At 66.3% G+C, this 26,031-nt stretch carries 21 protein-coding genes and 1 pseudogene; 5 read left to right on the plus strand and 17 right to left on the minus strand.

The features are described from left to right. Positions 1 to 424 precede the first annotated feature (424 nt). On the plus strand, positions 425 to 1,387 hold the full coding sequence (locus tag JQK15_RS27500) for a sensor histidine kinase (RefSeq protein ID WP_353047224.1): 963 nt from the start codon (positions 425 to 427) through the stop codon (positions 1,385 to 1,387). Positions 1,388 to 1,439: 52 nt separating this feature from the next. Here the strand turns inward: JQK15_RS27500 and JQK15_RS18420 are convergent, their stop codons facing one another. Continuing rightward, positions 1,440 to 2,090, minus strand: coding sequence for a response regulator (locus JQK15_RS18420; protein ID WP_004207433.1), 651 nt, complete (start codon positions 2,088 to 2,090; stop codon positions 1,440 to 1,442). A 301-nt stretch (positions 2,091 to 2,391) separates the two neighbouring features. Here JQK15_RS18420 and JQK15_RS18425 point away from each other — a divergent pair, with 301 nt between their 5' ends. Next, entirely contained in the window at positions 2,392 to 3,441 is a 1,050-nt protein-coding gene (locus tag JQK15_RS18425; RefSeq protein WP_214866749.1) for a SphA family protein, read from the plus strand. 16 nt (positions 3,442 to 3,457) lie between these two features. On the opposite strand, the gene JQK15_RS18430 is transcribed toward JQK15_RS18425, so the two are convergent. Both JQK15_RS18430 and JQK15_RS18435 read right to left on the minus strand, forming a co-directional pair. Then, positions 3,458 to 5,974 carry an ABC transporter permease gene (locus tag JQK15_RS18430; RefSeq protein WP_214866750.1) on the minus strand — a complete coding sequence of 839 codons (2,517 nt, stop codon included), beginning with the start codon at positions 5,972 to 5,974 and terminating at the stop codon, positions 3,458 to 3,460. Further along, a complete protein-coding gene (locus tag JQK15_RS18435; protein ID WP_169861086.1) occupies positions 5,971 to 6,660 on the minus strand; it encodes an ABC transporter ATP-binding protein in 690 nt (229 codons plus the stop codon). The genes JQK15_RS18430 and JQK15_RS18435 overlap by 4 nt, the downstream gene beginning before the upstream one ends. Between JQK15_RS18435 and JQK15_RS18440 the strand changes: the two genes are divergently transcribed. After that, on the plus strand, positions 6,659 to 7,381 hold the full coding sequence (locus JQK15_RS18440) for an arylesterase (RefSeq protein WP_214866751.1): 723 nt from the start codon (positions 6,659 to 6,661) through the stop codon (positions 7,379 to 7,381). The genes JQK15_RS18435 and JQK15_RS18440 overlap by 2 nt on opposite strands. A gap of 243 nt (positions 7,382 to 7,624) precedes the next feature. Here JQK15_RS18440 and JQK15_RS18445 read toward each other — a convergent pair whose 3' ends face one another. From JQK15_RS18445 to JQK15_RS18505, 13 genes and pseudogenes are all read right to left on the minus strand, one after another. Continuing rightward, positions 7,625 to 8,371 carry a prepilin peptidase gene (locus JQK15_RS18445; RefSeq protein WP_214866752.1) on the minus strand — a complete coding sequence of 249 codons (747 nt, stop codon included), beginning with the start codon at positions 8,369 to 8,371 and terminating at the stop codon, positions 7,625 to 7,627. After that, complete coding sequence (gspN, locus tag JQK15_RS18450; RefSeq protein WP_214866753.1) at positions 8,368 to 9,090, minus strand: type II secretion system protein N; 723 nt, start codon at positions 9,088 to 9,090, stop codon at positions 8,368 to 8,370. The genes JQK15_RS18445 and gspN overlap by 4 nt, the downstream gene beginning before the upstream one ends. Next, a complete protein-coding gene (locus JQK15_RS18455; protein WP_029547544.1) occupies positions 9,087 to 9,575 on the minus strand; it encodes a type II secretion system protein M in 489 nt (162 codons plus the stop codon). The genes gspN and JQK15_RS18455 overlap by 4 nt, the downstream gene beginning before the upstream one ends. Further along, positions 9,572 to 10,690: a type II secretion system protein GspL gene (gspL, locus tag JQK15_RS18460; protein WP_214866754.1), complete on the minus strand. Its 1,119-nt coding sequence runs from the start codon at positions 10,688 to 10,690 to the stop codon at positions 9,572 to 9,574. The genes JQK15_RS18455 and gspL overlap by 4 nt, the downstream gene beginning before the upstream one ends. Next, complete coding sequence (gene gspK, locus JQK15_RS18465; protein ID WP_214866755.1) at positions 10,687 to 11,682, minus strand: type II secretion system minor pseudopilin GspK; 996 nt, start codon at positions 11,680 to 11,682, stop codon at positions 10,687 to 10,689. The genes gspL and gspK overlap by 4 nt, the downstream gene beginning before the upstream one ends. Beyond that, complete coding sequence (gene gspJ / locus JQK15_RS18470) at positions 11,669 to 12,355, minus strand: type II secretion system minor pseudopilin GspJ (protein ID WP_214866756.1); 687 nt, start codon at positions 12,353 to 12,355, stop codon at positions 11,669 to 11,671. The genes gspK and gspJ overlap by 14 nt, the downstream gene beginning before the upstream one ends. Next, complete coding sequence (gene gspI / locus JQK15_RS18475; RefSeq protein WP_285236584.1) at positions 12,355 to 12,720, minus strand: type II secretion system minor pseudopilin GspI; 366 nt, start codon at positions 12,718 to 12,720, stop codon at positions 12,355 to 12,357. Before gspI ends, gspJ begins: the two co-directional genes overlap by 1 nt. Before the next feature lie 61 nt (positions 12,721 to 12,781). After that, a pseudogene (locus JQK15_RS18480) lies at positions 12,782 to 13,228 on the minus strand (GspH/FimT family pseudopilin); the annotation flags it as partial. Positions 13,229 to 13,310: 82 nt separating this feature from the next. Beyond that, positions 13,311 to 13,784 carry a type II secretion system major pseudopilin GspG gene (gene gspG / locus JQK15_RS18485; RefSeq protein ID WP_214866760.1) on the minus strand — a complete coding sequence of 158 codons (474 nt, stop codon included), beginning with the start codon at positions 13,782 to 13,784 and terminating at the stop codon, positions 13,311 to 13,313. Positions 13,785 to 13,795: 11 nt separating this feature from the next. Further along, complete coding sequence (gspF, locus tag JQK15_RS18490) at positions 13,796 to 15,013, minus strand: type II secretion system inner membrane protein GspF (protein WP_214866762.1); 1,218 nt, start codon at positions 15,011 to 15,013, stop codon at positions 13,796 to 13,798. Further along, entirely contained in the window at positions 15,006 to 16,520 is a 1,515-nt protein-coding gene (gene gspE / locus JQK15_RS18495; RefSeq protein WP_010336568.1) for a type II secretion system ATPase GspE, read from the minus strand. The genes gspF and gspE overlap by 8 nt, the downstream gene beginning before the upstream one ends. Positions 16,521 to 16,543: 23 nt before the next feature. Then, complete coding sequence (gene gspD, locus JQK15_RS18500; RefSeq protein WP_214866765.1) at positions 16,544 to 18,793, minus strand: type II secretion system secretin GspD; 2,250 nt, start codon at positions 18,791 to 18,793, stop codon at positions 16,544 to 16,546. Beyond that, positions 18,790 to 19,638, minus strand: coding sequence for a type II secretion system protein N (locus JQK15_RS18505; RefSeq protein ID WP_214866768.1), 849 nt, complete (start codon positions 19,636 to 19,638; stop codon positions 18,790 to 18,792). The genes gspD and JQK15_RS18505 overlap by 4 nt, the downstream gene beginning before the upstream one ends. A gap of 184 nt (positions 19,639 to 19,822) precedes the next feature. Between JQK15_RS18505 and JQK15_RS18510 the strand changes: the two genes are divergently transcribed. Further along, entirely contained in the window at positions 19,823 to 20,482 is a 660-nt protein-coding gene (locus tag JQK15_RS18510; RefSeq protein WP_214866770.1) for a prolyl hydroxylase family protein, read from the plus strand. Between the two features lie 141 nt (positions 20,483 to 20,623). Here the strand turns inward: JQK15_RS18510 and JQK15_RS18515 are convergent, their stop codons facing one another. After that, the gene (locus JQK15_RS18515) at positions 20,624 to 22,750 is read right to left on the minus strand and encodes a TonB-dependent receptor domain-containing protein (RefSeq protein WP_214866772.1); all 2,127 of its coding nucleotides are present in this window, start codon (positions 22,748 to 22,750) and stop codon (positions 20,624 to 20,626) included. Between the two features lie 440 nt (positions 22,751 to 23,190). Between JQK15_RS18515 and JQK15_RS18520 the strand changes: the two genes are divergently transcribed. Next, on the plus strand, positions 23,191 to 25,956 hold the full coding sequence (locus tag JQK15_RS18520; protein ID WP_214866774.1) for a bifunctional aconitate hydratase 2/2-methylisocitrate dehydratase: 2,766 nt from the start codon (positions 23,191 to 23,193) through the stop codon (positions 25,954 to 25,956). The last annotated feature ends 75 nt before the right edge of the window (positions 25,957 to 26,031 follow it).

The following is a 26,031-nucleotide window of genomic DNA, read 5'->3' on the forward strand; positions in this document are numbered from 1 at the left end:
CCCGCCAAACATCCATCAATGCAGAAAGCGTCGAAAGGCCAGGAAAAACTCTGATTTTTACACAGGCTTGACCATTGCTACATAGAATCACCACCGGTATACTTACCGATAACAGGGTCGCTCGTTAGTTAGTCCATTTTCACGCGGCATTTGCCGCGCAGATGATCTTTACGCGCCGGGACTTTCGCCCCGGTCGAATGATACAGGGCATTTTAGCTGGTGAGGGAGACGTCATGCTCGAACTACATCAAGCGGGGGCACCCTATTATCCGGAGTTTTTCGGTGACGAACGTGGCAGTGCCACAGTTCCCGCCCCGATCTACCTGGTTCCACCCAGTCAGCCCCAAATGGCGTCCCGCGCAGACCTGCAGCGGCTGATCAACAGCATTCCGGTCAAAATCGTCGTGGTGGATCGCAATGCCTCGTGGCCATCAATGGCGCCTGCCAGCCCTATCTCCGCGCCGTTGGCCTCGACCTGCATCTCGTGGCAGGCCAGAGCTACTATGCCGTCAAGGCGCGTTTCGCCGCGCCGCCGCAGGATGCCCGCAGCGTAAGCGAACATGTCGCCGCCCTCTGTCAGCACAACACGCCCTTCAGCCAGACCCTCAGCTTCCCGCTCGCCGGGCAGGACATCCGCATGGTCGTCCATGGCGAACGCCTGCCGGGCGCTGAGGATCTGTTCATCCTCAGCCATCTCGACGATGAAGATCCGGAAAGCGAAACCGCCAATCCCCGTCGCTACCACCTCTCGATGCTGCAGGCGGAGGAAGAGGAGCGCAAGCGGATCGCCCGTGAACTGCATGACGAAACGGCCCAGCAACTGGCCCTGATGCAATTCAACCTCATGACGCTGCGCAACAGCGACATGAGCCCCCAGGCCAGCGACGCCTATCAGGCCATGGAAATCTCGCTCAAGGCGATTCAGGACCAGGTGCGCACGCTCAGCTATCTGCTGCACCCGCCCGAACTGGCGGAGGATGGCATTGAGGCGGCCCTCGCCCATTTCACCTGCGGCTTCGCCCGCCGGTCCGGGCTCCAGGTCGAATTTCGCTGCCTTTCGGGACCGATCAAGCGCGATCCGGACATGGAAATCGCCTTCTATCGCGTCGCGCAGGAAGCACTGGCCAATGTCTACAAACATGCCGATGCCCGCCACGCCGTCGTCCGCCTGCGACGGACCCAGACCAGCTTCACCCTGGAAATAGAGGATGATGGCCGGGGCGTGCCCGAACATATCCTCAACGGTCAGGGCCGCGACATCGTCGGCGTCGGCCTGTCGGGCATGCGGGAGCGGGTCGCGGCCCTCGCCGGCCAGTTGGAAGTCCGCCGCACCGGCGCCGGCACGCTCGTCACCGCGACCATACCGCGCCGACGTCAATGTGACTGAACCAGCCTGATCGGCGGCGCAGGATCAGGCCGGCCCGCCGATCGCCCGCCGATCAGGGTTCGACGATATTGTTGCGCACCGCATAGCGCACCAGCTCCGCCGTCGTTCCCAGCTTCAGCTTGTGCATCGCCGCCGCGCGATGGGTCTCGACCGTCTTCACGCTGATATCCAGCAGATGGGCGATCTGCTTGTTGATCTTGCCCTCGGCGATCAGTTGAACGATCTCGCGCTCGCGCGGGGTCAGCGTGGCGACATTGCTGCCGGCCACGCTGCTCTTCACATAATGGTCGAGCAATGTTTCCGAGATCGCTGCCGAGAAATAGGGCTTGCGCAGCGACAGCGCCTCGACCGCCGACTGCAGATGCTGGCCGCTGTCGGATTTGAGCACATAGCCACGCGCGCCCGCGCGCAGCACCTCGACCAGCAGATCTTCCCGATCATGCATGGTGTAGATCAATATCTCGATCCGCGGGAATTCCTGCTTGAGCGCGCGGGTCAGTTCCAGCCCGTTCATCAGCGGCAGCGAATAATCCAGGATCGCGATGTCCGGCTGGGTATCGCGCGCCGCCTTCAGCGCGTCATGCCCGTCCGATGCCTCGGCGACGATCTGCCAGCGATCCTGGGTTTCGAGGAAAGTCCGAACCCCCTGGCGCAAGGCCTGATGATCGTCGGCAATCAATATCCGCGTCAATGGCTTGCTCATCCCTTACCCCTGTCCACTCCCGATGGCGCCCATGATGAGCCTGCCTATCTTTGCGGCCCGCCCGCCTGAAACAATGGGGGTTTTCCCCCGCATCGGCCGATATTGCCCCGACAGCGCGCAAAGCCGCCAATATCGGCCTTTCCGTCATGGTCCACGCGGGGCCTGGCAGCGGAAAATCTGCCATGTCCCACTTTGCTTGGCGAGAGGAAAGCATGGTTATCGTGCATTTTCCTGATCTTAGCATCGATCACAGGGTTTTCTGCGATGCGAGCGTCCCCCAACCGGGTCGGGGATTATCCCGATGGCCCCACCCGCCGCGCCGATGGATGATGGCACCGGGCTTCATGGCCTTCAGGGAAAATGGGGACAGATGATGCGCAATGTGAAGACCTGCCTGCTGGGCGCTATCCTGCCGCTGGCCGGTGCGATCAGCACCCCGGCGAAGGCCGTCGAGGGCGCGGCCAGCCTCTATGTTCCCGGCACCGGCGGCCCCGCGACCGCGGTGATGCCGCCGCTGGAGGGTGTCTATTTCGACGACACCATCTACATCTACAATGGCAGCGCGAGCGCCAGCAAGGAATTCGTCGTTGGCGGCAATGTCGTCGCCGGCCTCGACGCGACAATAGTCGCCGATTTCCTGACGACGCTGGTCGTTCCCTCCACCAACATCCTGGGCGGCACCCTGTCCATGGGCGTGACCGTGCCGGTCGGTGCGCCAATGATTGATGCCAATGCCGTTGTCACCGGCCCGTTCGGCAATCTGCGCAGCCTCAACGTCCATGATTCCGCGCTGGTGGTCGGCGATCCGGTGTTCAACACCATGCTCGGCTGGAAGGCGGGCAAGCTCCACATCCAGGCCAGTAGCATGGTCAACATCCCGGTCGGCCATTATCGCGAGGACCAGCTGGCCAATCTGGCGCTGCATCGCTGGGCGGTAGACACCTCGCTGGCGCTCAGCCTGCATGATGATGAAAGCGGCTGGGATCTGACCGGCAAGGCCGGCGTCACCTTCAATGGCAAGAATGATTACACGAAATATGACAGCGGCAACGAGTTCCACCTCGAAGGATCGGTGGAAAAGGCGCTGTCGAAGAAATTCTCCATCGGTGCCCAGGGCTATTGGCTGAAGCAGACCAGCGATGACAAGAGCAGCGGCGCCCTGCTCGGCGCCTTTCGGGGCGAGGTGGTCGGCGTCGGCGGCACCGCCGCGCTCAATGTCACCATGGGCCGCTCGCCCGCGACCTTCCGCCTGCGCGCCTTCAAGGAACTCGACGCCACCAACCGGCTGAAGGGCGAGGCCTTCTTCCTCAGCCTCAGCCTGCCGCTCTACATGAAGATGCCCCCGCAATAGCGCCGGGGCATCCTCTCTATAGCTGCCGCAGCGCGCGCGCGGGCCGCACCGACATCAGCGGGATCGATCCGGCAAGGCCGATCCCCAGCGTCAGCACCGCCCCGCCCGCCAGCGTCGCCAGCACCACGCCCCAGTCCGGCGCCCAGCCAAAGCTGAACAGCTGCACCACCACATACCAGGCCGCCGCCCCGCCCAGCAGCAGCGCCACCAGCGCCAGCAGCCCGGCCAGCACGCCATATTCCAGCGCCTGCGCGCCCAATATCTGGCCGCGCGTCGCCCCCAGCAGCTTCAGCACGACACTGTCATAGCTGCGGCTCTGCCGCCCGGCCGCGATCGCCCCGATCAGCACCGCGACCCCCGCCAGCACCGTCACCGACGCCGCCGCCAGGATCGCGCCCGACATCTGATCGAGCAGGCCGGACACCTGGCTGATCACCTGTCCCACCTCGATCACCGACGCGCCGGGGAAGGTCGCCAGCAGTGCGCTGGTCACCCCCTGCTCCTGGCGCTTGTCGGGCAGGCTGATCGTCGCGGTCAGGCTGTGCGGCGCCGACGCCAGCGTGCTGGGCGAAAAGACCATCACATAGTTGAAGCCCATCGTGTCCCAGTTGATCTTGCGCAGCGACGCGACCCGCGCCTCGATCTCGCGGCCCAGGATCGACACGGTGATGCGATCGCCGACCCAGATGTCCAGCGCCTTGGCCTGGTCGGCATCCAGCGACACCAATGGCGGTCCCACATAATCGCGCGGCCACCAGCGCCCTTCGACGATCTCGCTGCCCTCGGGCAGGGTCGCGCTATAGGTGACGCCGCGCTCGCCGCGCAGGATCCACGCCCCTTCGGGCTTTTCCTTCAGGTCGGCGACGCGCTTGCCCGAATAGCCGGTCACTGTGCCACGCAGGATCGGCACAACATTCAGCTTCGCCGCCGGCACGCGCATCGCCATCAGCGCACGAAACTGAGCCTCCGCCCCGGCCGGCATGTCGAGTATGAACAGGTTTGGCGCCTGTTTCGGCACGGTCCGGCCGATCTCCGCCTGGATACTGGTCTGGATCGCCGCCAGCGTGACGAACAGGGTCAGCGCCAGCCCCAGTGCCACGGTCAGCGCGGCAGTCTGCGCGCCGGGCCGATGGAGGTTGGCGAGCGCCAGCCGCAGCAGCGGCCGCCGCGCATGGGGCATGCGCCGCGCCAGCAGCCTGATCCCCTGCCCCATCGCCAGCAGCAGCAACAGGGTCGCCATGATCGCGCCCAGCATGGCCGCTGCAAACAGAGGCGTACGCGCCGTCAGCAGCACGACCGCGACCAGCAGCGCGATCGCACCGCCAACCAGCGCCAGCGTGTGCCGGTCGATCCGTCGCCGCCCGTCGACCAGGGTGCGCAGGATCGCCGCCACCGGCTCGGTCCGAGCACGGGCGAGCGGCGGCAGGGTGAAGATCAGCGCGATCAGCAGGCCATAGGCGGCACTCGTCACCAGCGGCAACGGATAGAGATGGAATCCCGGCGACACCGGCAGCATGTCGCCCGCCGCCCAGACCAGCAAGGGCGGCAACAGCGCGCCCGCCACCAGCCCGGCCAATATGGCCAACCCCGCAACCACCCCGATCTGCAGCAGATAGATGCGCTGGATATCGGCCGAGGTCGCCCCCAGCACCTTGAAGGTCGCCAGCGCACCGCGCTTGATCGCCAGATAGGACGCGACGCCATTGCTGACGCCGATCCCGGCAATCACCAGCGCGGCGAGGCCGATCAGCGACAGGAACTGGCCCATATTCTCGATGAAGCGGTTGGTGCCCGGCGCCGCCCGTTCACGGTCCTTATATTCCCAGCCCTGCTCGACATAGCGCTTCTCCAGCCGCTCGCGCAGCGCCTGCGCATCCGCCCCGGCGGGCAGGCGCAGCCGATATTTGGCGCGGTAGAGGCTGCCCGGCTGGATCAGCCCGGTGCGGTCCAGCCCGTCCATCGACACGATCGCCACCGGCCCCAGGGTAAAGCCCTCACCCACCCGGTCCGGCTCGTCGGCGATGATGGCGGCGACGGTGAAATCGGCAGTGCCATAGCGCAGCGCGTCACCGACGCCGATCGCCATCCGCTCTGCCAGGGCCGGGCTGATCAGGATGCGGTCGGCGGCCAGCGGCGCATAGCGTCCATGCTGCAACGCCAGCGTGCCATAGAGCGGATAGGCATCGTCCACGCCTTTCAGCTCGGTCAGCAGCGGCGCCGCGTCGCGCGCGCCGCTCTTGTGGACCATCGCGCGCAGCCGCACCGTCTCGCTCGTCCGGCCCAGCCGCGCGATCGCCTGCTGGTCGCGCGCGTCCATCACCCGCTGGGTCATGGCTATCTCGACATCGCCGCCCAGGATCATCTGCCCCCGCGCCGAAATCTCGCCGGTGATCGCGCTGGTCAGGCTGCCGATCGCCGCCAGCGTCATCACGCCCAGGAACAGGCAGACGAACAGCAGCCGCAAGCCGCGGAATCCGGCATGCAGGTCGCGCCGCGCGATCCGCCAGCTTGCCCCCCACCCCAATGTCGTCACGCGGCGACCTCGCCGCTCAACTGGCCGTCCCGCATCTCGACGGTCCGGTCGCACCGCGCCGCCAGCGCCGGATCATGGGTGATGATCAGCAGGGTCGCGCCGCTCGCCTGCTGCCGGGCGAACAGCAGGTCGATGATCGCCGTGCCGGTCGACTGGTCCAGATTGCCGGTGGGTTCATCCGCGAACAATATCGCCGGATCGGGCGCCATGGCCCGCGCGATCGCCACACGCTGCTGCTCGCCACCCGATAGCTGGGCGGGATAATGGGACAGGCGATGGCCCAGGCCCACCGCCTTCAATTCCTGCGCTGCCCGCCCGAACGGATCGGCCAGCCCCGCCAGTTCCAGCGGCACGGCGACATTTTCCAGCGCCGTCATCGTCGGCAACAGGTGAAAGGATTGCAGGATGATGCCGATCCGCCCGCGTCGCGCCCGCGCCAGCCCATCCTCGTCGAGCGCGCGATAATTGACGCCCGCCACGCTGACCGTGCCGCCGCTCGCCTGTTCCAGCCCCGACAGGATCGCCATCAGCGATGACTTGCCCGATCCCGATGCGCCCAATATCGCCAGGCTCTCGCCCCGGCGAATATCCAGGTCGATGCCCTTCAATATCTGCGTATTGCCGAGCGAGAGGGTGACATTGCGCGCCTGGATCGCGATATGGGGGGCATCGATGGTCGCATGCATGAAGAAGGAAGGCTCCTTGGCGAACGGTTTCCGGCTATATGGGTTCTCGCTGCTGCTTGTCCAACTGCTCGCCGCCTGTTCCCCAACGAAGCAAGAGGCGCTTCCCGCCGCTGACGATGGCGCCGCGAACATGACAGCGAAGGCGACACAGCCAATCGCCGATGGCAAGCTGGTCGTCGTGTTCGGCGACAGCCTCTATGCCGGCTATAATCTTCAGCAGGATCAGGGCTTTGCACCCATTCTTGAACAAGCCCTGTCAAAACAGGGGATCAAGGCCCATGTCGTCAATGCCGGCGTGTCGGGCGACACCAGCGCCGACGGCCTCGCCCGCCTCGCCTTCGGTCTCGACGGCCTGCCGCGCAAGCCCGACCTGGTCCTCGTGGGCCTGGGCGGCAACGACATGCTGCGCGGCCTCAGCCCGCAGGCGACCCGGACCAATATCGACACCATCCTGACCGAACTTGCCAAGCGCGGCATCCCGGCGATGCTGACCGGCATGATGGCCTCGCCCAATATGGGGCCGGACTATGCCGCCGTCTTCAACGCCATCTACCCCGACCTGGCGAAGAAGCATGGCGTGCCGCTCTACCCCTTCTTCCTCGACGGCGTGATCGGCGAGCGCAGCTTGCTGCTGCCCGACGGCATCCACCCCAACCCGCAAGGCGTCCAGCGCATCACCGCCAAGGTCGCGCCGTTGGTGGCCAGGCAGTTGGGGGAGTAGACCGCGGGAGAAAATCGGGTGTCCGTCAAAATGGCTAAAATGGGTGGGAACAAGACATTCCTCCCCGGCACGGGGAGGGGGACCGCTCGCGTAGCGAGTGGTGGAGGGGCACAGGCCGGATAGCGCAGTGCCAAGAGGCACCTGCCCTTCCGTCAGCGCTTCGCGCTGCCACCTCCCCGTTCCGGGGAGGAACGTCCACTTCTGGTCGCTTCCTGCCCGCCCAAATTTGCCCTCACGGCCCCGCTAGATCAGTCCTCGAACGATCCAGCCCGGCAGCGTCGCGATCGCCAGCAACGTCCCCAATGGCACCCGGCTCTGCCCCTGCACAGCCCGGCCCAGCGCCAGCGCGACCAGCGCCCCCGCCAGCCCCAGCGAGGCGGCGATCAGCAGGATGAAGGGCAGCGCCTGCCAGCCCAGCCAGGCGCCGATCGCGCCGAGCAGCTTCGCGTCGCCCAGCCCCAGCCCCTCACGCCCGCGCAGCGCGCGATAGCCGAGCGCGATCGCCAGCAGCCCCAGATAGCCCGCCGCCGCGCCGATCACCCGGTCGACCAGCGCGACGTCGGTGGTCCACAGCCCCAAGGTGAAGCCGAAGAAGGCCAGCGGCAGGGTCAGCGCATCGGGCAGCCAGAAATGGCGCCAGTCCAGTAGCGCCAGGGTCAGCAGCAGCCAGCCGAGCAGCGCCCAGCCGACGCCGCCCAGATCGGGCACGAAACCCAGCGCCAGCGCGCCGATAATGGCGCAGCCCGCCTCCCCCCGGCCATGGAGCGGATCGATCGCCGCGCCGCAGGTCCGGCATCGGCCGCGCTGCACCAGCGCGCTCAGCATCGGCACCAGATCGATCGGCCCCAGTAGCCGGCCACAGCCATCGCAGGCCGATCGTCCGCGCATCACACCCCGCCCCTGCGGCCAGCGCAGGATCAGGGTGGCAAGGAAACTGCCCGCGATCGCACCCGTGACCGCGCCGACCAGGGCCGTCCAGGGATGGATCACAACGTCCCTTCGACCTTCAGCACATAGGCGCTACCGACCGTGGCGAAGCCCGCCTGCCCCAGCGTCCCGGCCAGCGCCGGGTCAGCGGTTTCCACCCGCATTTCCGCAGTATAGCGGCCCGACCGCCAGATGCGCAGATTGATCTTCTCCATGCCCGACTGGCTGACCAGCGGCAGCAGCAGCGCGTCACCATCACAGGCCACCGTGCCCGACAGCCCCTGCGACAGGTTCAGCCCGGCAATCTGCGTCGCCATCCGCGCCCGCACTCGGCCTTCGGCATGGCCGCAGACATCGCCGCGATAATAGCCACTGACATCCTCCATCATCAGCCCGCTGACCGGCAGCGGCGCGAAGGTGCGGCCCAGCGGTACCGAACCGGTCACGTCATCTATGCCGATCCGGTCTAGCCCGACGGTCAGCGCCCCCTGGATGTCGTCGGGCTGGCCGCGATGCCGGGCAATGTCGAACCGCGCCCGGCCGACCAGCAACGATAGCGGCGACAGGCCGGCGCGCACCGACCCCATCGGCATTTCGCCCAGCATCAGCTGGTCGATCCGCCCGCTCCACACGCTGCCGCGTATCTCGCGCGCGGCCAGGCCCAGCCGGTCGAGCTGCGCCAGCCCCAGCGCGACGCGCATCGGAATGAAGAGGATCAGGCCGAATATGAACAGCACTATCAGGATGATGCGCATCCGGCGCGACAGGATCAGCCCCTTCATTGGCCGCCTCCCCGCACCAGCACCGCCTGCACTGACACGCTGCCCGCCGTCGGCGAAGGACGTGCACTCATCGTCTCGACGCGCAGGCCCTGCGCCTCCAGCCCCGCGATCCAGCTCATCATCGCCACCGGTCGGACCGAGGCGATGGCGATCTCCATCCGGTCATTGCCCTGCGGCTGCGCCCGTTCCAGCGTCAGCCCGGCCTCGCCCGCGCTCTGGCCGACAAATTGTTCGATCGGGACGGCCGGGCCGGTCGGCGCGGGCCTGCGCGGCAGATGCTTGAGCAGTTTCACCTTGGCGCGGATCGCCGCGTTGCGATCGGTCGCCTCGCGCAAAGCATCGCGGGCGGAAACCTGCGCATGGGTCAGCGGCCGGGCCACGCCCAGCCACAATATCACCACCGCCAGTAGCGCGAACATCACGCCCAGCATCCATTGCTCGCGCGGCGACCGCTCGATCCAATAGGCTTTCATCCTGTCCATCATGACCGCACCGTAATATCTGCCAGCGTGCGCCCGCCCGGATCCTGGGACGGGGTCGCCGTGATCGTGTAACCGGCCGCCTGCAGCGCCAGCAGCACGATGTTGATGTCATCCGCCTTGGCGGCGGCCAGCGTCGCCCGCAGCATCCCGTCGGGGTCGCGCGACAGCGCCGTCAGCGACACGCCCGGCGCATCCTGCATCGCGCTCATCAGGCCGGCAACCGGCGCGGTGAAGGCATAGGCTCCGGCCCCGCGCGCGGCGAGTTGCCGGTCCATCTCCGCTTCGACCTGCATCACGTCACTCGCCTCCGGCAGCACCTGCCGTGCCAGCGCCAGGCTCTCGCCATCGACCTGGCTGGCGGCGACATTCTGCCGCACCAGGGTCACCAGGCTGATGAGCAGGCTGGCCAGCAGGATCAGGCCGCACCAGATCGCGATCCGGCCCAGCGCCCGCGTATCGATCTGCCGCCGCACCCGCTTGGCGAAATCGCCCTGGCGCAGGTCGATCGGCGGCGCGTCGAGCGCCGCCACCAGCCGCGCTTCGATCTCGTCCGCCGCGACCGCCCGCACCGGCGCGTCGCCGATCAGTTCGGGCAGCGCCATGTCAGCGGTCAGCGCCATGTCCGCGCCGCGCAATACCGATGCCCTACCAATCATTCCGGATACGAAACCATTATCGCTTTCCGGCAACAGCAGCGCCGGCGGCACGATGATGTCCGGGTCCAGCCCATGATGCTGCGCCCAGAGCAGCCAATGCTGCATGTCACTGCGCGCCGCGACCGCCACGATATGCGGGCGGGCGGGATCGTCATTCTCGTCCGCGGCGGCAAACAACTGGTCGGACGGCAGGATGGCGCCGGCCAGCGCGCCCAGCCGCGCCGCCGCCCGCCCCTGCCGCGCTGGCAGGTCGGGATGCGACACCCAGTGCAGCGCCACCAGCGCGGCCGGCGGCACCAGCATCACCCGCGCCTTGTCGGGCAGCGTGGCCAGGCCACAGGCGGCCAGCCAGTTGGCACCGGCGCCGGTCTGGACGATCGCACCATCCACCACCCGCATCCATGTCGGCGCGTCCTCCGCCCCCTCGGGCAGGGCAATGATCAAGGCATCGGCCGAACTCATGCGCCCGCCCCCCAATCGCGCCGCACCAGCCGGATCGGCGGTTGCCGGGCATCGATCAGCCCGCGCTCCACCACTTGCGTTCCCCCTACATTCACCGACACGTCCACTCTGAAAAATCCCGTCGTCAACTTGACCTGCTCGGCCACCTCGGTGAGCGGGCTGAGCCCGACCAGAGAGGGTGCCTGCCAGAATTGCGGTATGCTGCCGTAGCCTTCCGCCGGCCGTTGCGCCAGCAATTGCCGTGCCTGCGCCACGCTCAACTGCCCCGGCAGCAACATCGCGAACAGGGGTGCCTGATCGGGCAGCAAGGTGTTGATATTGATCGGCGACATGTCCGACACCGGCAGCGCGCAGACCCACGGCCGGACCAGATCATAGACCGCCGGCGTGATGCCGTTCACCGCCCGCAGCTCGCTGGCGTCGACCATGAAGCGGTTGGCGGTGCGATAGGGCCGCGCCGCGCGGGCATAGGTCACGTCCTCCGCCCCAGCCGGTTGGGGCACGCTGTCGGTATCGATCCAGTCGGCGAGCGAAGCGGCGGCGACCTGCGCCTGGCGCACATCGACGCCCAGCGCCTGCAACAACGCCTGAAACTGCGAAACCGCCACCGGGCGCACCTTCAGGCTGTTCTCATTATTGCCGGCGACCACGCTGTTGAGGTTGAAGCAGTTGCTGCCGTCGGTCACCCGCGCCGTCGCCATGCCGCCCGGCACCGGGATCGCCTGCGGCGTGCCCATCCAGTTGCCCGCCAAGGTCGTCTTGCCGGGGCTGGCCGCGACCAGATCGCCGATCTTGAGGCGCGCGATCACCATGCCCGCATCGGCGAAGGCCCGCCCTTGATCGACCGCGCCGCCATTGCCGGTCATCCGCGTCGCCAGCGCCACCCGCTCCAGCGCCGTAGCCGCCACCACCGCCATCACCGCCACCAGCAGCAAGACGGTCAGCAGCGCGGCGCCGCGCTCCTCGGGACGGTTGGGATCAGGTCGCCGCATTGGCTGCCTCCTGATCGTCAAGCGGCGCTTCCTTGGGACCGGGCGCCACCAGGAAGCGCAGCGTGACCGGCGGCTCGCCGGTGCGTTTGACCACCATTTCCACCGCGCGCGGCATCAGGTCGGGCTGGCCCGGCGTCCACTCCTCGCGCCACTCGCCCTCTACGTCGCGGAAGCGGAGCGTCACCTCCTCGACATGGTCGAGCAGCGCCGCCGGCTCGTCGCCCGCCGCCCCGTCGATCTGGGCATAGCCGCGCCGTTCCAGCCGGCCTTGCCGCACCCAATATTCGACCTTCTGCAAGGACGGCCGGGGCAGATCGCCCAGATTGTCCCATCCGCCGCGCACGAACTGCATCACCGGCTGTTCCTCGCCATCGCGATGCGCCCAGAAGGCCGGCGCCAGCGTCCCCGCCTCGGTGCGACTGATGCGCGGCACCGCCTGGCCAAGATCGGCCGACAGCGCGCCCGCGGCCCGCTGGATCGCCGCCATGTCGTCCAGCCGCGCCTTGACCTGCGCCTGCGCCGACACGCTGTTGCCCAGCAACAGCACACCCGCCGCCGCCAGCATCGCAAAGATCATCAGCGCGACGAGCAGCTCGATCAGCGTGAAGCCGTGTTCGGCGGAACGCCTGAAAGACGTGAAGCCTTGTTCACCCTGTGGCTTCTCCGGCCTCATCACTCTACCTCCCGCAGGAAGCTGAGCACCACCGGCGACGCACCCGGCTGGCCGTCGACCACCAGATCGACCTGCAACAGGCGCTTGTCCTCGGTCGCCTTGACGGTGCGGGTCCAGTGCCAGCGGCGGCCGCCATTCTCGACCTCGCCGTCCTCCTCGCCGACCGAGGGCGGGGCGACGTCGCTCTGCACCTCGACCATCAGGTTGCGGGCGACGATCTGGCCCAGCGCCTTGCTGTCGAGATCGGCGGCAGTGCGCAGCGTCACCCCCTGCAACCGCACCAGCGCCAGCGCCGCCAGGCTGAACACCGCCAGCGCGACCAGCATTTCGAGCAGCGTGAAGCCGTTTTCGGCGGAACGCCTCAAAGACGTGAAGCCCTGCTGGGCGGAACGCGACAAGGGCGCGGCGCCGTTTTCATTGCGCCGATCAGCCACCGACCACGACCTTTCCGGCCATGTCGACGCTGACCTGCACCCGCTCCGCCTCGCGCGCCAGGGTGATGGTCAGCGGATCGGTGGGCAGGCCGGTGCCGTCGAAGGCGATCTGCTGGCGGCCATCCTGGCCCACCAGCGCCCGCGTGCCGGTCTTCCAATTGGCGCTGACGAAGGGTTTTTCCTCCATCGGCACCCACTGGCTGCCCTCGCGACGCTGGAACCCATAGCCCGAGGCGGAGACCCACACGCCCATCGGGCGCGCGGTGACGACCGCTTCGTCGCGCGCGGCAGCAACGCGCGCGGCAAAGCGATCGGCATCGTCAACGATCCGGCCGCGCGGATCGGGAATGGCGATGACCACGGCAGCCGAAATGAAGCCGATGATCGTCAGCACGACCATCAGCTCTATGAGGGTAAAGCCGTTGCGTGGCGGAACCGATCCCCCATCGCCGTTCGGGCTGAGCCTGTCGAAGCCCCCTGCCGAGCGGAGCGAGGCAGCTCGCTCCGCTCGACGTGCGGCATCACATTTCGCTGGAATAGATGTCCGCATTCTCATTCTCGCCGCCCGGCTGACCGTCGGCGCCCAGCGAGCTGATGTCGAACGCGCCCTTCTTGCCCGGCACGGTGTAGATATAGGCGCGGCCCCACGGGTCCTGCGGCAGCTTCTTGATATAGCCGCCCCGGCGGTAGCGCTGCGGCTGCGCCAGCGACGCGGGCGGATTGAGTAGCGCCTGCAGCCCGTCCGACGCGGCGGGATAGGTCAGGTTGTCGAGGCGATATTGCTCCAGCGCCTGCTCGATGGTCGAAATATCGGCCTTGGCCTTTTCGACGCGGGCAGTATCGGTTGCAGGAATGACGTTGATCGCCACGATCGTTGCCAGCAGGCCGATGATGACGATCACGACCATCAGCTCCACCAGCGTGAAGCCGTGTTCGGCGGAACGCCCCACTTGCTTGTCGCAACGCGCATGAGAGTGGGAGAGGATCTTTCGCATATTCTACTCCTTCAAGCCCCGGTCAGGCTTTGCAGCTGCAGGATCGGCAGCAGGATGGACAGGATGATGACGGCGACGATGCCGCCCATCAATATGATGATGATCGGCTCCAGCATGGCGAGCGCGGCCGAAGTGAAGGCGTCGAACTCGCGCTCCAGATAATCTGCCGCGCGTTCCAGCATCGCGTCGAGCCGCCCGGCACTCTCGCCGCTCGCCGCCAGATAGACGAGCAACGGGGGAAACACCCCTGCCCGCTTCAACGCCGCCGACAGGCTGCCACCGCCCCGGATCGCCTCGACAATCTCGTCCGACGCCTTGCGCAGCACCCGATTATGCACCGTGTTCGCGGTCAGCGACAGGCCCTCCATCAGCGGCAGCCGGCTCGCCACCATGGTGGAGAGTGTGCGCGCCATCCGCGCGGCGTGCAGGTCGCGGATCAGCCGGCCCAGCACCGGCAGCCCCAGCAGCATGGCGTCGAAACGATAGCGGAAGCTGTCGATCTTGAGCGCGCGCCAGAAGCCGAAGGCGCCAAGCCCGATCAGGATCAGCAACAACCACCAATAGCCCGCCAGGAAGGCGGAAATGCCCATCACCATCCGGGTGAGCAGCGGCAATTGCTGGCCCACCGTGTCGAACTGCTCGACCACCTTGGGCACGACGAAGATCATCAGCGCCGCGACCACGAACACGGCGAAGGTCGCCAGCACGGAAGGGTATGCGATCGCGGTCAGCACCTTGGAGCGCATCACCGCCTGCCGCTCCATCAGTTCCGACAATCGCTCCATGATGGTCGGCAGGCTCCCCGAGCTTTCGCCGGCCGAGATCATGGCCCGATAGAGGGCGGGAAAGCTTTTCGGCTCCGCGCCCAGCGCATCGGCCAGCCGCCGTCCCTCCAGCACGCCCGAATGGACCTTGCCGACGATCGCCCGGACATGATCCTGCTCGCTCTGCCGGCTGATCGTGCGCAGCGACTCCTCCAGCGGGCTCACCTGGATCAGGGTGGAAAGCTGCCGGGTGAACAGCGTCAGTTCCTTGGCCGACAGCTTGGGCGCGCGCAGCGACAGGCCGGCCCGCTTGCGCGCGACCGACACCGCGCCCGGCTCCAGCCGGACGACGAACAGCTTGCGCGCATCCAGCTTGACCCGCGCCTCGTCCAGGCTGTCCGCCTTGACGCTGCCCTTGCGTTCCTTGCCCGCCGGGTCGATCGCGACATAGTCGAAATCAGCCATCGGCAATGGTTTCCACCTCGGTCGCGTCGCGGCGCGACACGCGGATCGCTTCCTCGGCCGTGGTCTGGCCGTCGCGCACCAGCGCGCGGGCGGCCGATCCCAGGTTCGGCGCATTGAGGAAGGCATGGCGGGCGATCAGCGACTCGTCGCCGCCATCGTTGATCAGGCGGCGGATCGTGTCGTCGACCCGGATCGCCTCGAACACGCCGATCCGGCCCTTGTAACCGGTGCCGTTGCATTCGTCGCAGCCGCGCGCCCGGTAGATGATCGTGCCCGGATCGAAACCCAGCAATGCGCTTGCCGACTTGTCGGCCTGCACCGGCTCGCGACAATGCTGGCACAGCCGCCGCACCAGCCGCTGGGCGACGACGGCGCGCAGCGTGGAGGCGAGCAGGAAGGGCTCGACCCGCATGTCGCGCATACGGGTGATCGCGCCGACCGCGTCATTGGTATGGACGGTCGACAGCACGAGATGGCCGGTCAGCGACGCCTGCACCGCAATCTCGGCGGTCTCGCGGTCGCGGATTTCGCCGACCATCACGACATCGGGATCCTGGCGCAGGATCGCGCGCAGCCCGGCGGCAAAGGTCAGGCCGACCTTGGCATTGACCTGGGTCTGGCCGACGCCCTCCATCGCATATTCGACCGGATCTTCGACGGTCAGGATATTGCGGCTACCGTCATTCAGGTTGCGCAAGCCGGCATAGAGCGTCGTCGTCTTGCCCGAACCGGTCGGGCCGGTGACCAGGATGATGCCGTTGGGCTCGCTCAGCCCCTCGCGGAAGATGCGGTCGGGCGCGCCGGTCATGCCCAGCAGGTCAAGCGTGATGCCGGCATTTTCCTTGTCCAGGATACGCAGCACCACCCGCTCGCCCGCCCGGCTCGGCAGGGTCGATACGCGCACGTCGAGCAGCTTGCCGCCCAGCGTCAGGCCGATACGGCCATCCTGCGGCACGCGCCGTTCGGCAATGTCGAGCCGCGCCATCACCTTGATGCGGCTGACCACCACCGGCGCGACATGCGGCGGCATGCGCAGCGTCTCGCGCAGCACGCCATCCACGCGCATCCGCACGATCAGGCCCGTCTCATAGGGTTCGATATGAATGTCCGACACGCCCTGGCGCGCGGCCTCGGCAATGATGCCGTTGATCAGGCGGATCGCCGGCGCATCGTCCGCGCTGTCGAGCAGATCGTCGGCGGTCGGAATATCGGCGGCCAATATGTCCAGCTCGTCCGCGCCGACGTCGATCGACCCGGCCATGGCGGCGGCGCTGCCCTCCATCGCATAATGATCGGACAGATGCCGGTCGAACTGCGGCGCCTCGACGAAGCGCACGTCGAAGCTGCGGGCGAGATGACGGCGCACCTCCAGCAACACGCGCGGATCGCTGCCCTCGCGCACCGCGATCGACAGTCGCTCGCCATCCTGCGGCAGCATCACCACGCCATGCTTGCGGGCAAAGCCATAGGGGATGTCGACCGGTCGTGGCGGAAGAACCGACGGCATTACCGTCACATGCTCCTGTTCGCTCACTTCTGCTCTCCGCTTGGCGGCAGGTCGACCGGGCGGACGACGCCGCTCGACTGCCGCACCGTGGGTTCGATGACCTGGACCTGTCCCGGTGCCGGCGATGTTGCCGGCGAAGCGGCGGCACCGGCCTGCGGCTCGACCAGCATGTCGCCGGGCTGTGGCGCGATCGGCGGCTGCGCGCCCATATAGTCGCGCACCAGTTCGTCGATGGTCGGCTCGCTGTCGGGGCTGCGCTGCAACTGCATGCCGCGCACATAGCCATAGCGCTGCTGGGTCAGGCGCTGCGCATCTTCCTTGGTGCGCAGGATGGTCGGGCGGATGAAGACCATGAGGTTGGTCTTGGTCCGGCTCTTGCTGCGCGACTTGAACAGCTCGCCAATGCCCGGAATGTCGGACAGCAGCGGGATGCGCTCGATCGTCTTGCGCTCATTATCGTCCAGCAGGCCACCCAGCGCCAGGATTTCGCCGTCATCGACCGTGACCGTGGTCTCGATCTCGCGCTTGTTGATGATCAGGTCGCTGCTCGAATTGCTGACCGGGCCGGCCACGCTCGACACTTCCTGCTTCAGGAACAGCTTGATCGCGCCGCCGGTGTTGATCTGCGGCTTCACCTCCAGCTTGATGCCGACATCCTGGCGCTGGACGGTGCGGAACTGGTTGTCGAAATTTTGACTCAGCGCCTCACCGGTGGTCACCGGCACCTGCTGGCCGACCAGGATCGATGCCTTCTGATTGTCCAGCGTCATCACCGATGGCGTGGACAGCAGATTGCTCTCGGTATCCGATTTCACCGCATTGATGATCGCGCCGAAAATGCCGTTCTTGCCGATCTGCGTGCCAAGGCCCCCGACGATGCCGGTCGCGCTGGCCAGGCTGTCGACCGCCGCCTGGGTCAGGCTGCTGGCCAAGTCGCTGTTGGTCTGCGTCTCGGTCGTCGTGGTCGTGCCGTCGGCCGCCACCACCGTCGTCTTGGTGGTGCCCAGCTTGGTCGCGCCATAGGCGCCGGCGATGGTGATCAGGCTGGGCGACGCATTGCTGTAATTGGTCGCGGCAAAGCCGGTCGATGTGCTGCCGAGCAGGAACTGCACGCCCAGCTTCTTGGCCGCCGCGTCGCTGATCTCGACGATGATCGCCTCCACCAGAACCTGCTCGCGGCGGGTATCGATCTGGCGGATGGTCTCGCCCAGCATGCGCTGCACGTCGCTGTTGGCGGCAACGATGATCGCATTGGCGCCTTCATAGCGGGTGACGATCGCCGGGCCGCGGGTCGAAATGCCGCTGCCGCTCGATCCGCTGGAGGCGGCCGCGACCGGTGCCGCCGCCGCGCTGGCCGGGGCCGCACCGCCGCCAGCGCCGCCGCTGGCGCCGGCCGCCGGCACCGACGAGGTAACGGGCGAGCTGCTCGACTGGCCGATCAACTGCTGCAACACCGGCAACAGCTTCTCCGCATCGGCATGCTCCAGCCAATAGACGCGGATTTCCGTGCCGCTCGCCGCCTGACGGTCCAGCTCGCGCGCCATATTGGCGAGGCGCGTGACGGTATTCACATCGCCGCGAATGGCGATCGCATTGCTGCTGTCGATCGGCACCACGCTGGCGGCCGCCGGCGCGCCATTCTCGCCGCCGCCGCTCTGCACCAGCGCCTGCAGCGATGTCGCGATCTCGCGCGCGCCGGCATTTTTCAGCATCACCATCTGGGTCGAGCTGGTGTCGCGGTCGACCCGCGCAATCACCTGACGGATGCGCGCGACATTGTCGGCATAGTCGGCGACGACGATGCTGTTGCCGGCGCGATTGGCGGTGACCGTGCCTTCCTTGCTGATCAGTGGGCGCAGCGTTTCCAGCACGCTTGCCGCGTCGACCGAGCGCAGGCGGAAGACTTCGGTGACGAAGCTGTTGCGGGTCGCTGCCCGGCCCACCGCGCTCGGCTGGCCGGCCGCGCCGTCCGCCGGCTGGATGCGATAGGCGCCACCGGGCGCCGGCACCGCGACCAGGCCATTGGCGCGCAGCGTCGACAGCACGATCTCGAAATATTCCGACTTGGACAGCGGCCGGTCGGTCACCACCGACACCTTGCCCTGCACCCGGTTGTCGATGATGAAGGTGCGGCCGGTGACGCGCGCGGCATCCTGGATGAAGGCGCGGATATCGGCATCGCGCACATTCAGCGTCTGCTGCGCATAACCGGGGACCGGGGCAGCCAGGACCAGCGCGAGGGCGGCGGAATATTTGAGGATATGTCTGGTCATTGGCCTTGCAATATCAGGTTGATCGGCACGGTGACGGCGCCGCGCTCCACGGTCAGGGACAGACGTGCGCCGGGCACGATCTGGTTCTGCAATGATGCCAGGTCACCGGCCGATCCGATCGGCTGGCCGTTGATCTGGGTCACGATGTCGCCGGCCTGGAAACCGGCATTTTGAAAGCCCGGCCCCTTGGGGCTCAGCACCAGCCCGGTCACCCGGCCATTCTGGGTGCGCGGGGAAAAGCCGATGTCCCGCTTCACCGCATCGGCGCTCGGCGCATCGCGGCCCGGCACCGGCGAGGGCGCTCCTTCGCCCGGCGCCATATCCCCCTCGGGCGCGCCGCCCGGTCCACCGGCCGCCGACGCCGGCTGCGACTGGTCGAGGAACACCTGCTCCTCCGCCCCGCCGCGATCGATCGTCACATGGTCGAACAATACCGCCTTCAGCACCACGCCGGGCATGATCTCGTCGCCCACGGCATAGCTGTTCTGGATACCATCGGGCGTCGCCAGGATCGCCGATCCCTGCCCCGTCCCCTCGTTCAGCCGCACGCCATAGAGCGTCAGCGCCAGCGATGTGACGACGCCATTGCCCGCCTGCGGCGCGCCGGTGCGGAAAAAGGGATCGAAGCTGGCGAACAGCGCCTGCCGCGCACTGGCCGACAGCACCTGCGCCTGGCGCCCTTCCCAGGGGCCGAAGGCGCCGACTGGCGTCAGCAACACCCACACCAGCCGGGCGAGCTGCAATGCCAGCACTGCCAGCAACAGCTTCTCGACCAGCCCCAGCCAGTCGACCGGCCGCGCATAGCGCCGCCACCCTTGCAACTTGTCGCCGAACGGCACACGCATGAGCCGAAATGTCCCCCTTGGTTCGCCCGCCTGCTAGGCAACTCTTCTTACTGCCAGATGACGTTTATGTTACCATAATATGACAGGTAGCAATGGGGCCGCGACGATGCTTGCATTTCGCAGGGTCAACGATAGCTAGGGCCACGGAAACCGGCCTGTAGCGCCGTCATTCGCGGAAATGCCCATGACCTTGTCCGACCCGATCCTGTCACCGCCCGCCGCACCCGACGCCGATCCGGCCTGGATTGCCAGCCATCCGCGCGTCCAGCGGGCACCCAGCAAGGATCTCACCCTCTTCATCCAGCGTGATTTCCTGAGCCCTGACGAATGCGCGCAGGTGATCGCGCGGATCGATGCGGACCGTCGCCCCTCGACCATCGCCGACGCCAATGGCGATGGCTATTTCCGCACCAGCGAGACCTGCGACCTCGACCATGGCGACCCGTTCGTCGCTGCCATCAACGCCCGGCTCGACAGCTTCGCCGGCATCGCCACCCAATATGGCGAACCGATCCAGGGCCAGCGCTACGGCGTCGGCCAGGAATTCAAGGCGCATACCGATTATTTCGAACCCAAGGGCGCGGACTATGACAGATTCTGCGCGGTCGCGGGCAACCGCACCTGGACCTTGATGGTCTATCTCAACGAACCTGCCGCCGGCGGCGCAACCCGCTTCACGAAGATAGGCAAGACGGTGCAGCCCGAAACCGGCAAGCTGCTCGCCTGGAACAACCGCATCACCCCGGATCGCTTCAACCCCGCCAGCATCCACCACGGCATGAAGGTCCGCAGCGGCGTCAAGCATGTCATCACTAAATGGTATCGCGAACGCCCCTGGGGCTGAAGGCGATGCCACGGGCGGCGCACATATTACAGCCGCGCTGGGTGATTTTCCGCCAGCGGGGTGGGCGTTCGCAACGTCCGCCCTGCAAGGCAACTATGACACCGCCCCGCGCCTGGCGCGCAGGGCGGGGCCCTTCTCCCGTCAGAAGTCGACCGTAGCCGAGAGCCAGAGGCGGCGCCCTTCCTGGTTGATCGAATAGGCCGGGGTCCAGGCGGTCGTCGTGCCGGTCTGATAGGGCACATAGACCGCATAGTCGGTGTCGAGGATGTTGTAGAGCGTCGCCGACAGGCGGAAGGCCGGCGCGACCTGGTAGGAACCGCCCAGGTGGAAGACTTCATAGCTGCGGAAGTCGCCCACGGACGTCTGCTGCGCATTGGCGCCGCGATAACGGCTCGACCGCACTTCAGCCCGTGCCCAGACGCTGGCCTTGTCGCCCAGCTTCCAGCGCAGATTGCCGTTCAGCATATGCTTGGGCATGCCGATCAGCGGCAGCCCCTCTTCCGATCCGCTGAGCTGCTCGGTCTCGGTATAGGTATAGTTGGCCGACAGCGACAGGGTGGAGGTCAGCGCGAAACGGGTTGCCACCTCGATGCCGCGGGTGCGGGCCTTGTCGATGTTGATCGACTGGCTGAACATCTCGACATTGGGGAAATTGCCGACATCGACGCAGCCCGGCAGGTTGGGCGCGGCCGAGAACTGGCAATTGGGCACCCCCGGCCCGCTGGCGATCTTGTCGGTGAAGTCATTGTTGAACAGGGTGACATTGCCGCTGAAGAAGCCGTCGCCGTCATAATAGAGGCCCGCTTCATAGCTTGTGCTGGTTTCCGGCGTCAGGCCCGGCGATCCCAGCAGCGGCACCCGCCCCTGGCTGCCGAAGCCAATGATGCCTTCGGCAATCTGTTCGACGCGCGGCGTCTTGAAACCGCGGCTGACACCGCCCTTCAATGTCAGCACATCATTGATGTTCCATACCGCGTAGGCGCGCGGCGACCATTTGTCGCCAAAGGTCGAGTGATTGTCGTAGCGCGCGCCGCCGGTGATGTTGAAGCCGTCGATGACGGTCAACGTCGCTTCGGCAAAGCCCGCCCACTGGGTGAACTTGAACGGTTCGGGGGCGACGCCCTCGACCATCCGCGCCTTCCAATATTGGCCGCCGACGGTGAAGGCCAGCGCGCCCGCCTTGCCGGCAAAGCGGGAATCGATGATGTCGTTGCGCGCCTCCAGCGTGCGCGGGCTGCCCGGCACCGCGCCCGGCGTGCCATTAGGGATCAGGCGACCGATCGTCTCGGTCTCGTTGCGGGTCAGGGTGGTGTCGAGCTGGCCGAAGCCCATGCGCCAGCTGTGCGCGATCACATAATTGCTGCGGTTGAACCGCTGTTCGGGGGCATAGCCGCCCGATCCCAGCGTGCCGAGCTGGCCCCGGCTATTGTCATAGCGTTGTTCGTTGCGATCATATTCGAACCACAGGTCATGATCGGCATGGGGCGTCAGCGTCAGCCGCCCGCCATAATTATAGATGTCGGATTCCACCGGGTTGCGGCCCAAGGTCAGCGCCGGATCGCCGGGGATCTCGATATCGGAGCCGGCGCGGTGGAAGACACTGCCGCGCAGGGTCAGGCCGGCCAGCCCCTTGATGATCGGCCCCTGGGCAAAGCCGTTGACCGACTGGATATTGCCGAAGCGGTCATCGCCCTGGATCGTGCTTTCGGCGGTGGCGGTGCCGACCCAGCGATCGCCGACCTTGCGCGTGATGATGTTGACGACGCCGCCCATCGCGTCCGAGCCATAGAGGGTGGACATCGGGCCACGCACCACCTCGATCCGGTCGATCGCGGAGAAGGGCGGCAGGAAGCTGGTGGAGGTTTCGCCAAAGCCGTTGGGCGTGACGCCGCCGGGCGCATTCTGGCGCCGGCCGTCGATCAGCACCAGCGTATAGTCGCTGGGCATGCCACGGATCGAGATGTTGAGGCCGCCGGTCTTGCCCGCTTCGCCGCCGACATCGACGCCTTGCACATCCTGCAGCGCTTCGGCCAGGCTGCCGAACCGCTTTTCCTGCAATTCCTCGCGGCCCAGCACAGTGATGCTGGCCGGTGCCTCGATGATATTCTGTTCATAGCCGGCCGCGGTGACGACGATCGCGCTCGACTGCGCATCGGCGTCGGGCGCGGGCGCCTGCGCCTGGGCGGCAACGGGCAGTGCGAGCGCACCGATCAGGGCAGCGCCCCCCAGCAGATGGGCACGCGTCGAGAATATTGCAGGAAATGGCATTTCAGACCCCCATTGAAATAATAGTGCGACTTAGTCGCATTAGAATTTCACGGGCTGATGTTGAGGAAGAAGGTAGCGGTCAATCAATGATGATATGCCCAGCCGCCTGCGCAACAATTTCTCACAATCGCGACACCGGCGGAGCGCAGGCCTTTTCTTTACGGGACATGTTGGAGCCGCCTGGGCAACATAAGAAGGGTTGCAGACATCATGGTGGCACCCAATATCCGCTTCGACACTCGTCCGCCGCTACGGATCGCCGCCGCTCCCCGCGCAGCGAGCGCCGGGGCGATCCGGATCGGTGCATCCGGGCCTATCGGGCAGCTTGCAAGCCGGGCGATCTTGGCCTACGCGCGACCCGTCACCGCCCCAGGTCGGTCCATAAAGCCGTCCGGTGGTGCCACGCCCGGATTCATACACTTTATGGCATTGGATTTATAATGAGCATCTACCTGGATTATCTGGCCGAAATCGACAGCAGGAAAGTCCAGGGGCTCGCACCCAAGCCGATCGACGACGGCGCCCTCGTCGCCGAACTCATCACCCTGATCCAGGATGCCGGCAGCGAACATCGCGCCGAAGCGCTCAAATTCTTCATCTACAACACCCTGCCCGGCACCACCAGCGCCGCCGGCGTGAAGGCCGACTTCCTCAAGAAGATCGTGCTGGGCGACGTCACCGTCGCGGAAATCACCCCCGCCTTCGCGCTGGAACTGCTCAGCCACATGAAGGGCGGCCCCTCGATCGCCGTGCTGCTCGACATTGCGCTCGGCGATGACGCCGCGCTGGCGGTTCAGGCGGGCGACGTCCTGAAGACCCAGGTTTTCCTCTACGACGCCGACATGTTCCGCCTGCGCGATGCCTTCGCGGCCGGCAATGCCGTCGCCAAGGACGTGCTGGAAAGCTATGCCAAGGCCGAATTCTTCACCAAGCTTCCGCAGGTCGAGGACGAGATCAAGGTCGTGACCTTCATCGCAGGCGAAGGCGATATCTCGACCGACCTTCTCTCGCCGGGCAACCAGGCCCACTCGCGTTCGGACCGCGAACTGCACGGCCTGTGCATGATCTCGCCCGAAGCGCAGCAGGAAATCGTTGCCCTGAAGGCCCAGCATCCCGACGCGCGCGTCATGCTGATCGCCGAAAAGGGCACGATGGGCGTTGGCTCGTCGCGCATGTCGGGCGTCAACAATGTGGCGCTGTGGGCCGGCAAGCAGCAGAGTCCCTATGTCCCCTTCGTCAACTATGCGCCCGTCGTCGCCGGCACCAACGGCATCTCGCCGATCTTCGCGACCACCGTGGACGTCACCGGCGGCATCGGCCTCAACCTCAAGAATTGGGTCAAGAAGACCGACGGCGAGGGCAAGGCGATCATCAACAATGACGGTAATCCGGTGCTGGAAGAGGCTTTCTCGGTCGCGACCGGCACGGTGCTGAAGATCGACGTCAAGAACAAGAAGCTGACCGACGAGGCCGGCAAGGAACTGGTCGACGTCGCCGCCGCCTTCACGCCCCAGAAGATGGAATTCATGAAGGCGGGCAGCAGCTACGCCATCGTCTTCGGCAAGAAGCTCCAGACCTTCGCTGCCGAGACGCTGGGCATCGAAGCGCCCAAGGTGTTCGCCCCGAACAAGGAAATCACGGTCGACGACCAGGGCCTGACCGCCGTGGAGAAGATCTTCAACCGCAATGCCGTGGGCGTGACGCCGGGCAAGGTGCTACATGCCGGTTCGGACGTGCGCGTGAAGGTCAACATCGTCGGGTCGCAGGACACCACCGGCCTGATGACCGCGCAGGAGCTGGAGGCGATGGCCGCCACCGTCATCTCGCCGCTGGTCGATGGCGCCTATCAGTCGGGCTGCCACACCGCGTCGGTGTGGGACAAGAAGGCCCAGGCCAACATCCCCAAGCTCATGAGCTTCATGAACAATTTCGGCCTGATCACCGCGCGCGACCCCAAGGGCGTCTATCACGCGATGACCGACGTCATCCACAAGGTGCTGAACGACATCACCGTGGACGACTGGGCAATCATCATCGGCGGCGACAGCCACACCCGCATGTCGAAGGGCGTGGCCTTCGGCGCGGACTCGGGCACGGTTGCGCTGGCGCTGGCCACCGGTGAAGCGACCATGCCGATCCCGCAGTCGGTCAAGGTCACCTTCAAGGGCCAGATGGCGCCCTATATGGACTTCCGCGACGTCGTCCACGCCACCCAGGCGCAGATGCTCCACCAGTTCGCTGGCGAGAATGTCTTCCAGGGCCGCATCATCGAAGTCCATATCGGCACGCTGCTGGCCGACCAGGCCTTCACCTTCACCGACTGGACCGCCGAGATGAAGGCGAAGGCGTCGATCTGCATCTCGCAGGACGAAACGCTGATCGAGTCGCTGGAAATCGCCAAGTCGCGCATCCAGATCATGATCGACAAGGGCATGGAAAATGCCGCCGGCACGCTCAAGGGCCTGATCGCTCTGGCCGACAAGCGCATCGCCGAGATCCGCTCGGGCGAGAAGCCGGCCCTGTCGCCCGACGCCAACGCCAAATATTATGCCGAAGTCGTCGTCGACCTCGACCAGATCGACGAACCGATGATCGCCGACCCGGACGTCAACAATGCCGACGTGTCGAAGCGCTACACCCACGACACCATCCGCCCGGTTTCCTATTATGGCGGCACCAAGAAGGTGGATCTGGGCTTCATCGGATCGTGCATGGTGCACAAGGGCGACATGAAGATCCTGGCCCAGATGCTCAAGAACATCGAAGCCGCCGAAGGCAAGGTCGAGTTCAAGGCGCCGCTGGTCGTCGCCCCGCCGACCTACAATATCGTCGACGAGCTGAAGGCCGAAGGCGACTGGGACGTGCTCAAGAAGTACGCCGGCTTCGAATTCGACGACAGCCACCCCAAGAACGCCGCCCGCACCGAATATGAGAACACCCTCTATCTGGAGCGTCCGGGCTGCAACCTGTGCATGGGCAACCAGGAAAAGGCCGCGAAGGGCGACACCGTCCTCGCCACCTCGACCCGCCTGTTCCAGGGCCGCGTGGTGGAAGACACGGCCGAGAAGAAGGGCGAATCCCTCCTCGCCTCGACCCCGCTGGTGGTGCTCTCGACCATCCTGGGCCGCACGCCCAATATGGACGAATATAAGAAGGCCGTGGTCGGCATCGACCTCACCAAGTTCGCCCCGCCCAAGGCGGCCTGATCAAGACCGCCGCCCGATCGCAGGATCGGGCGGCGGCATCAGGACAGCGATGATCAGAAGCGGCGCGGGACAGTA

Source organism: Sphingobium sp. BHU LFT2, from assembly GCF_018604485.1.
Taxonomy (GTDB): Bacteria; Pseudomonadota; Alphaproteobacteria; order Sphingomonadales; family Sphingomonadaceae; genus Sphingobium; species Sphingobium yanoikuyae_A.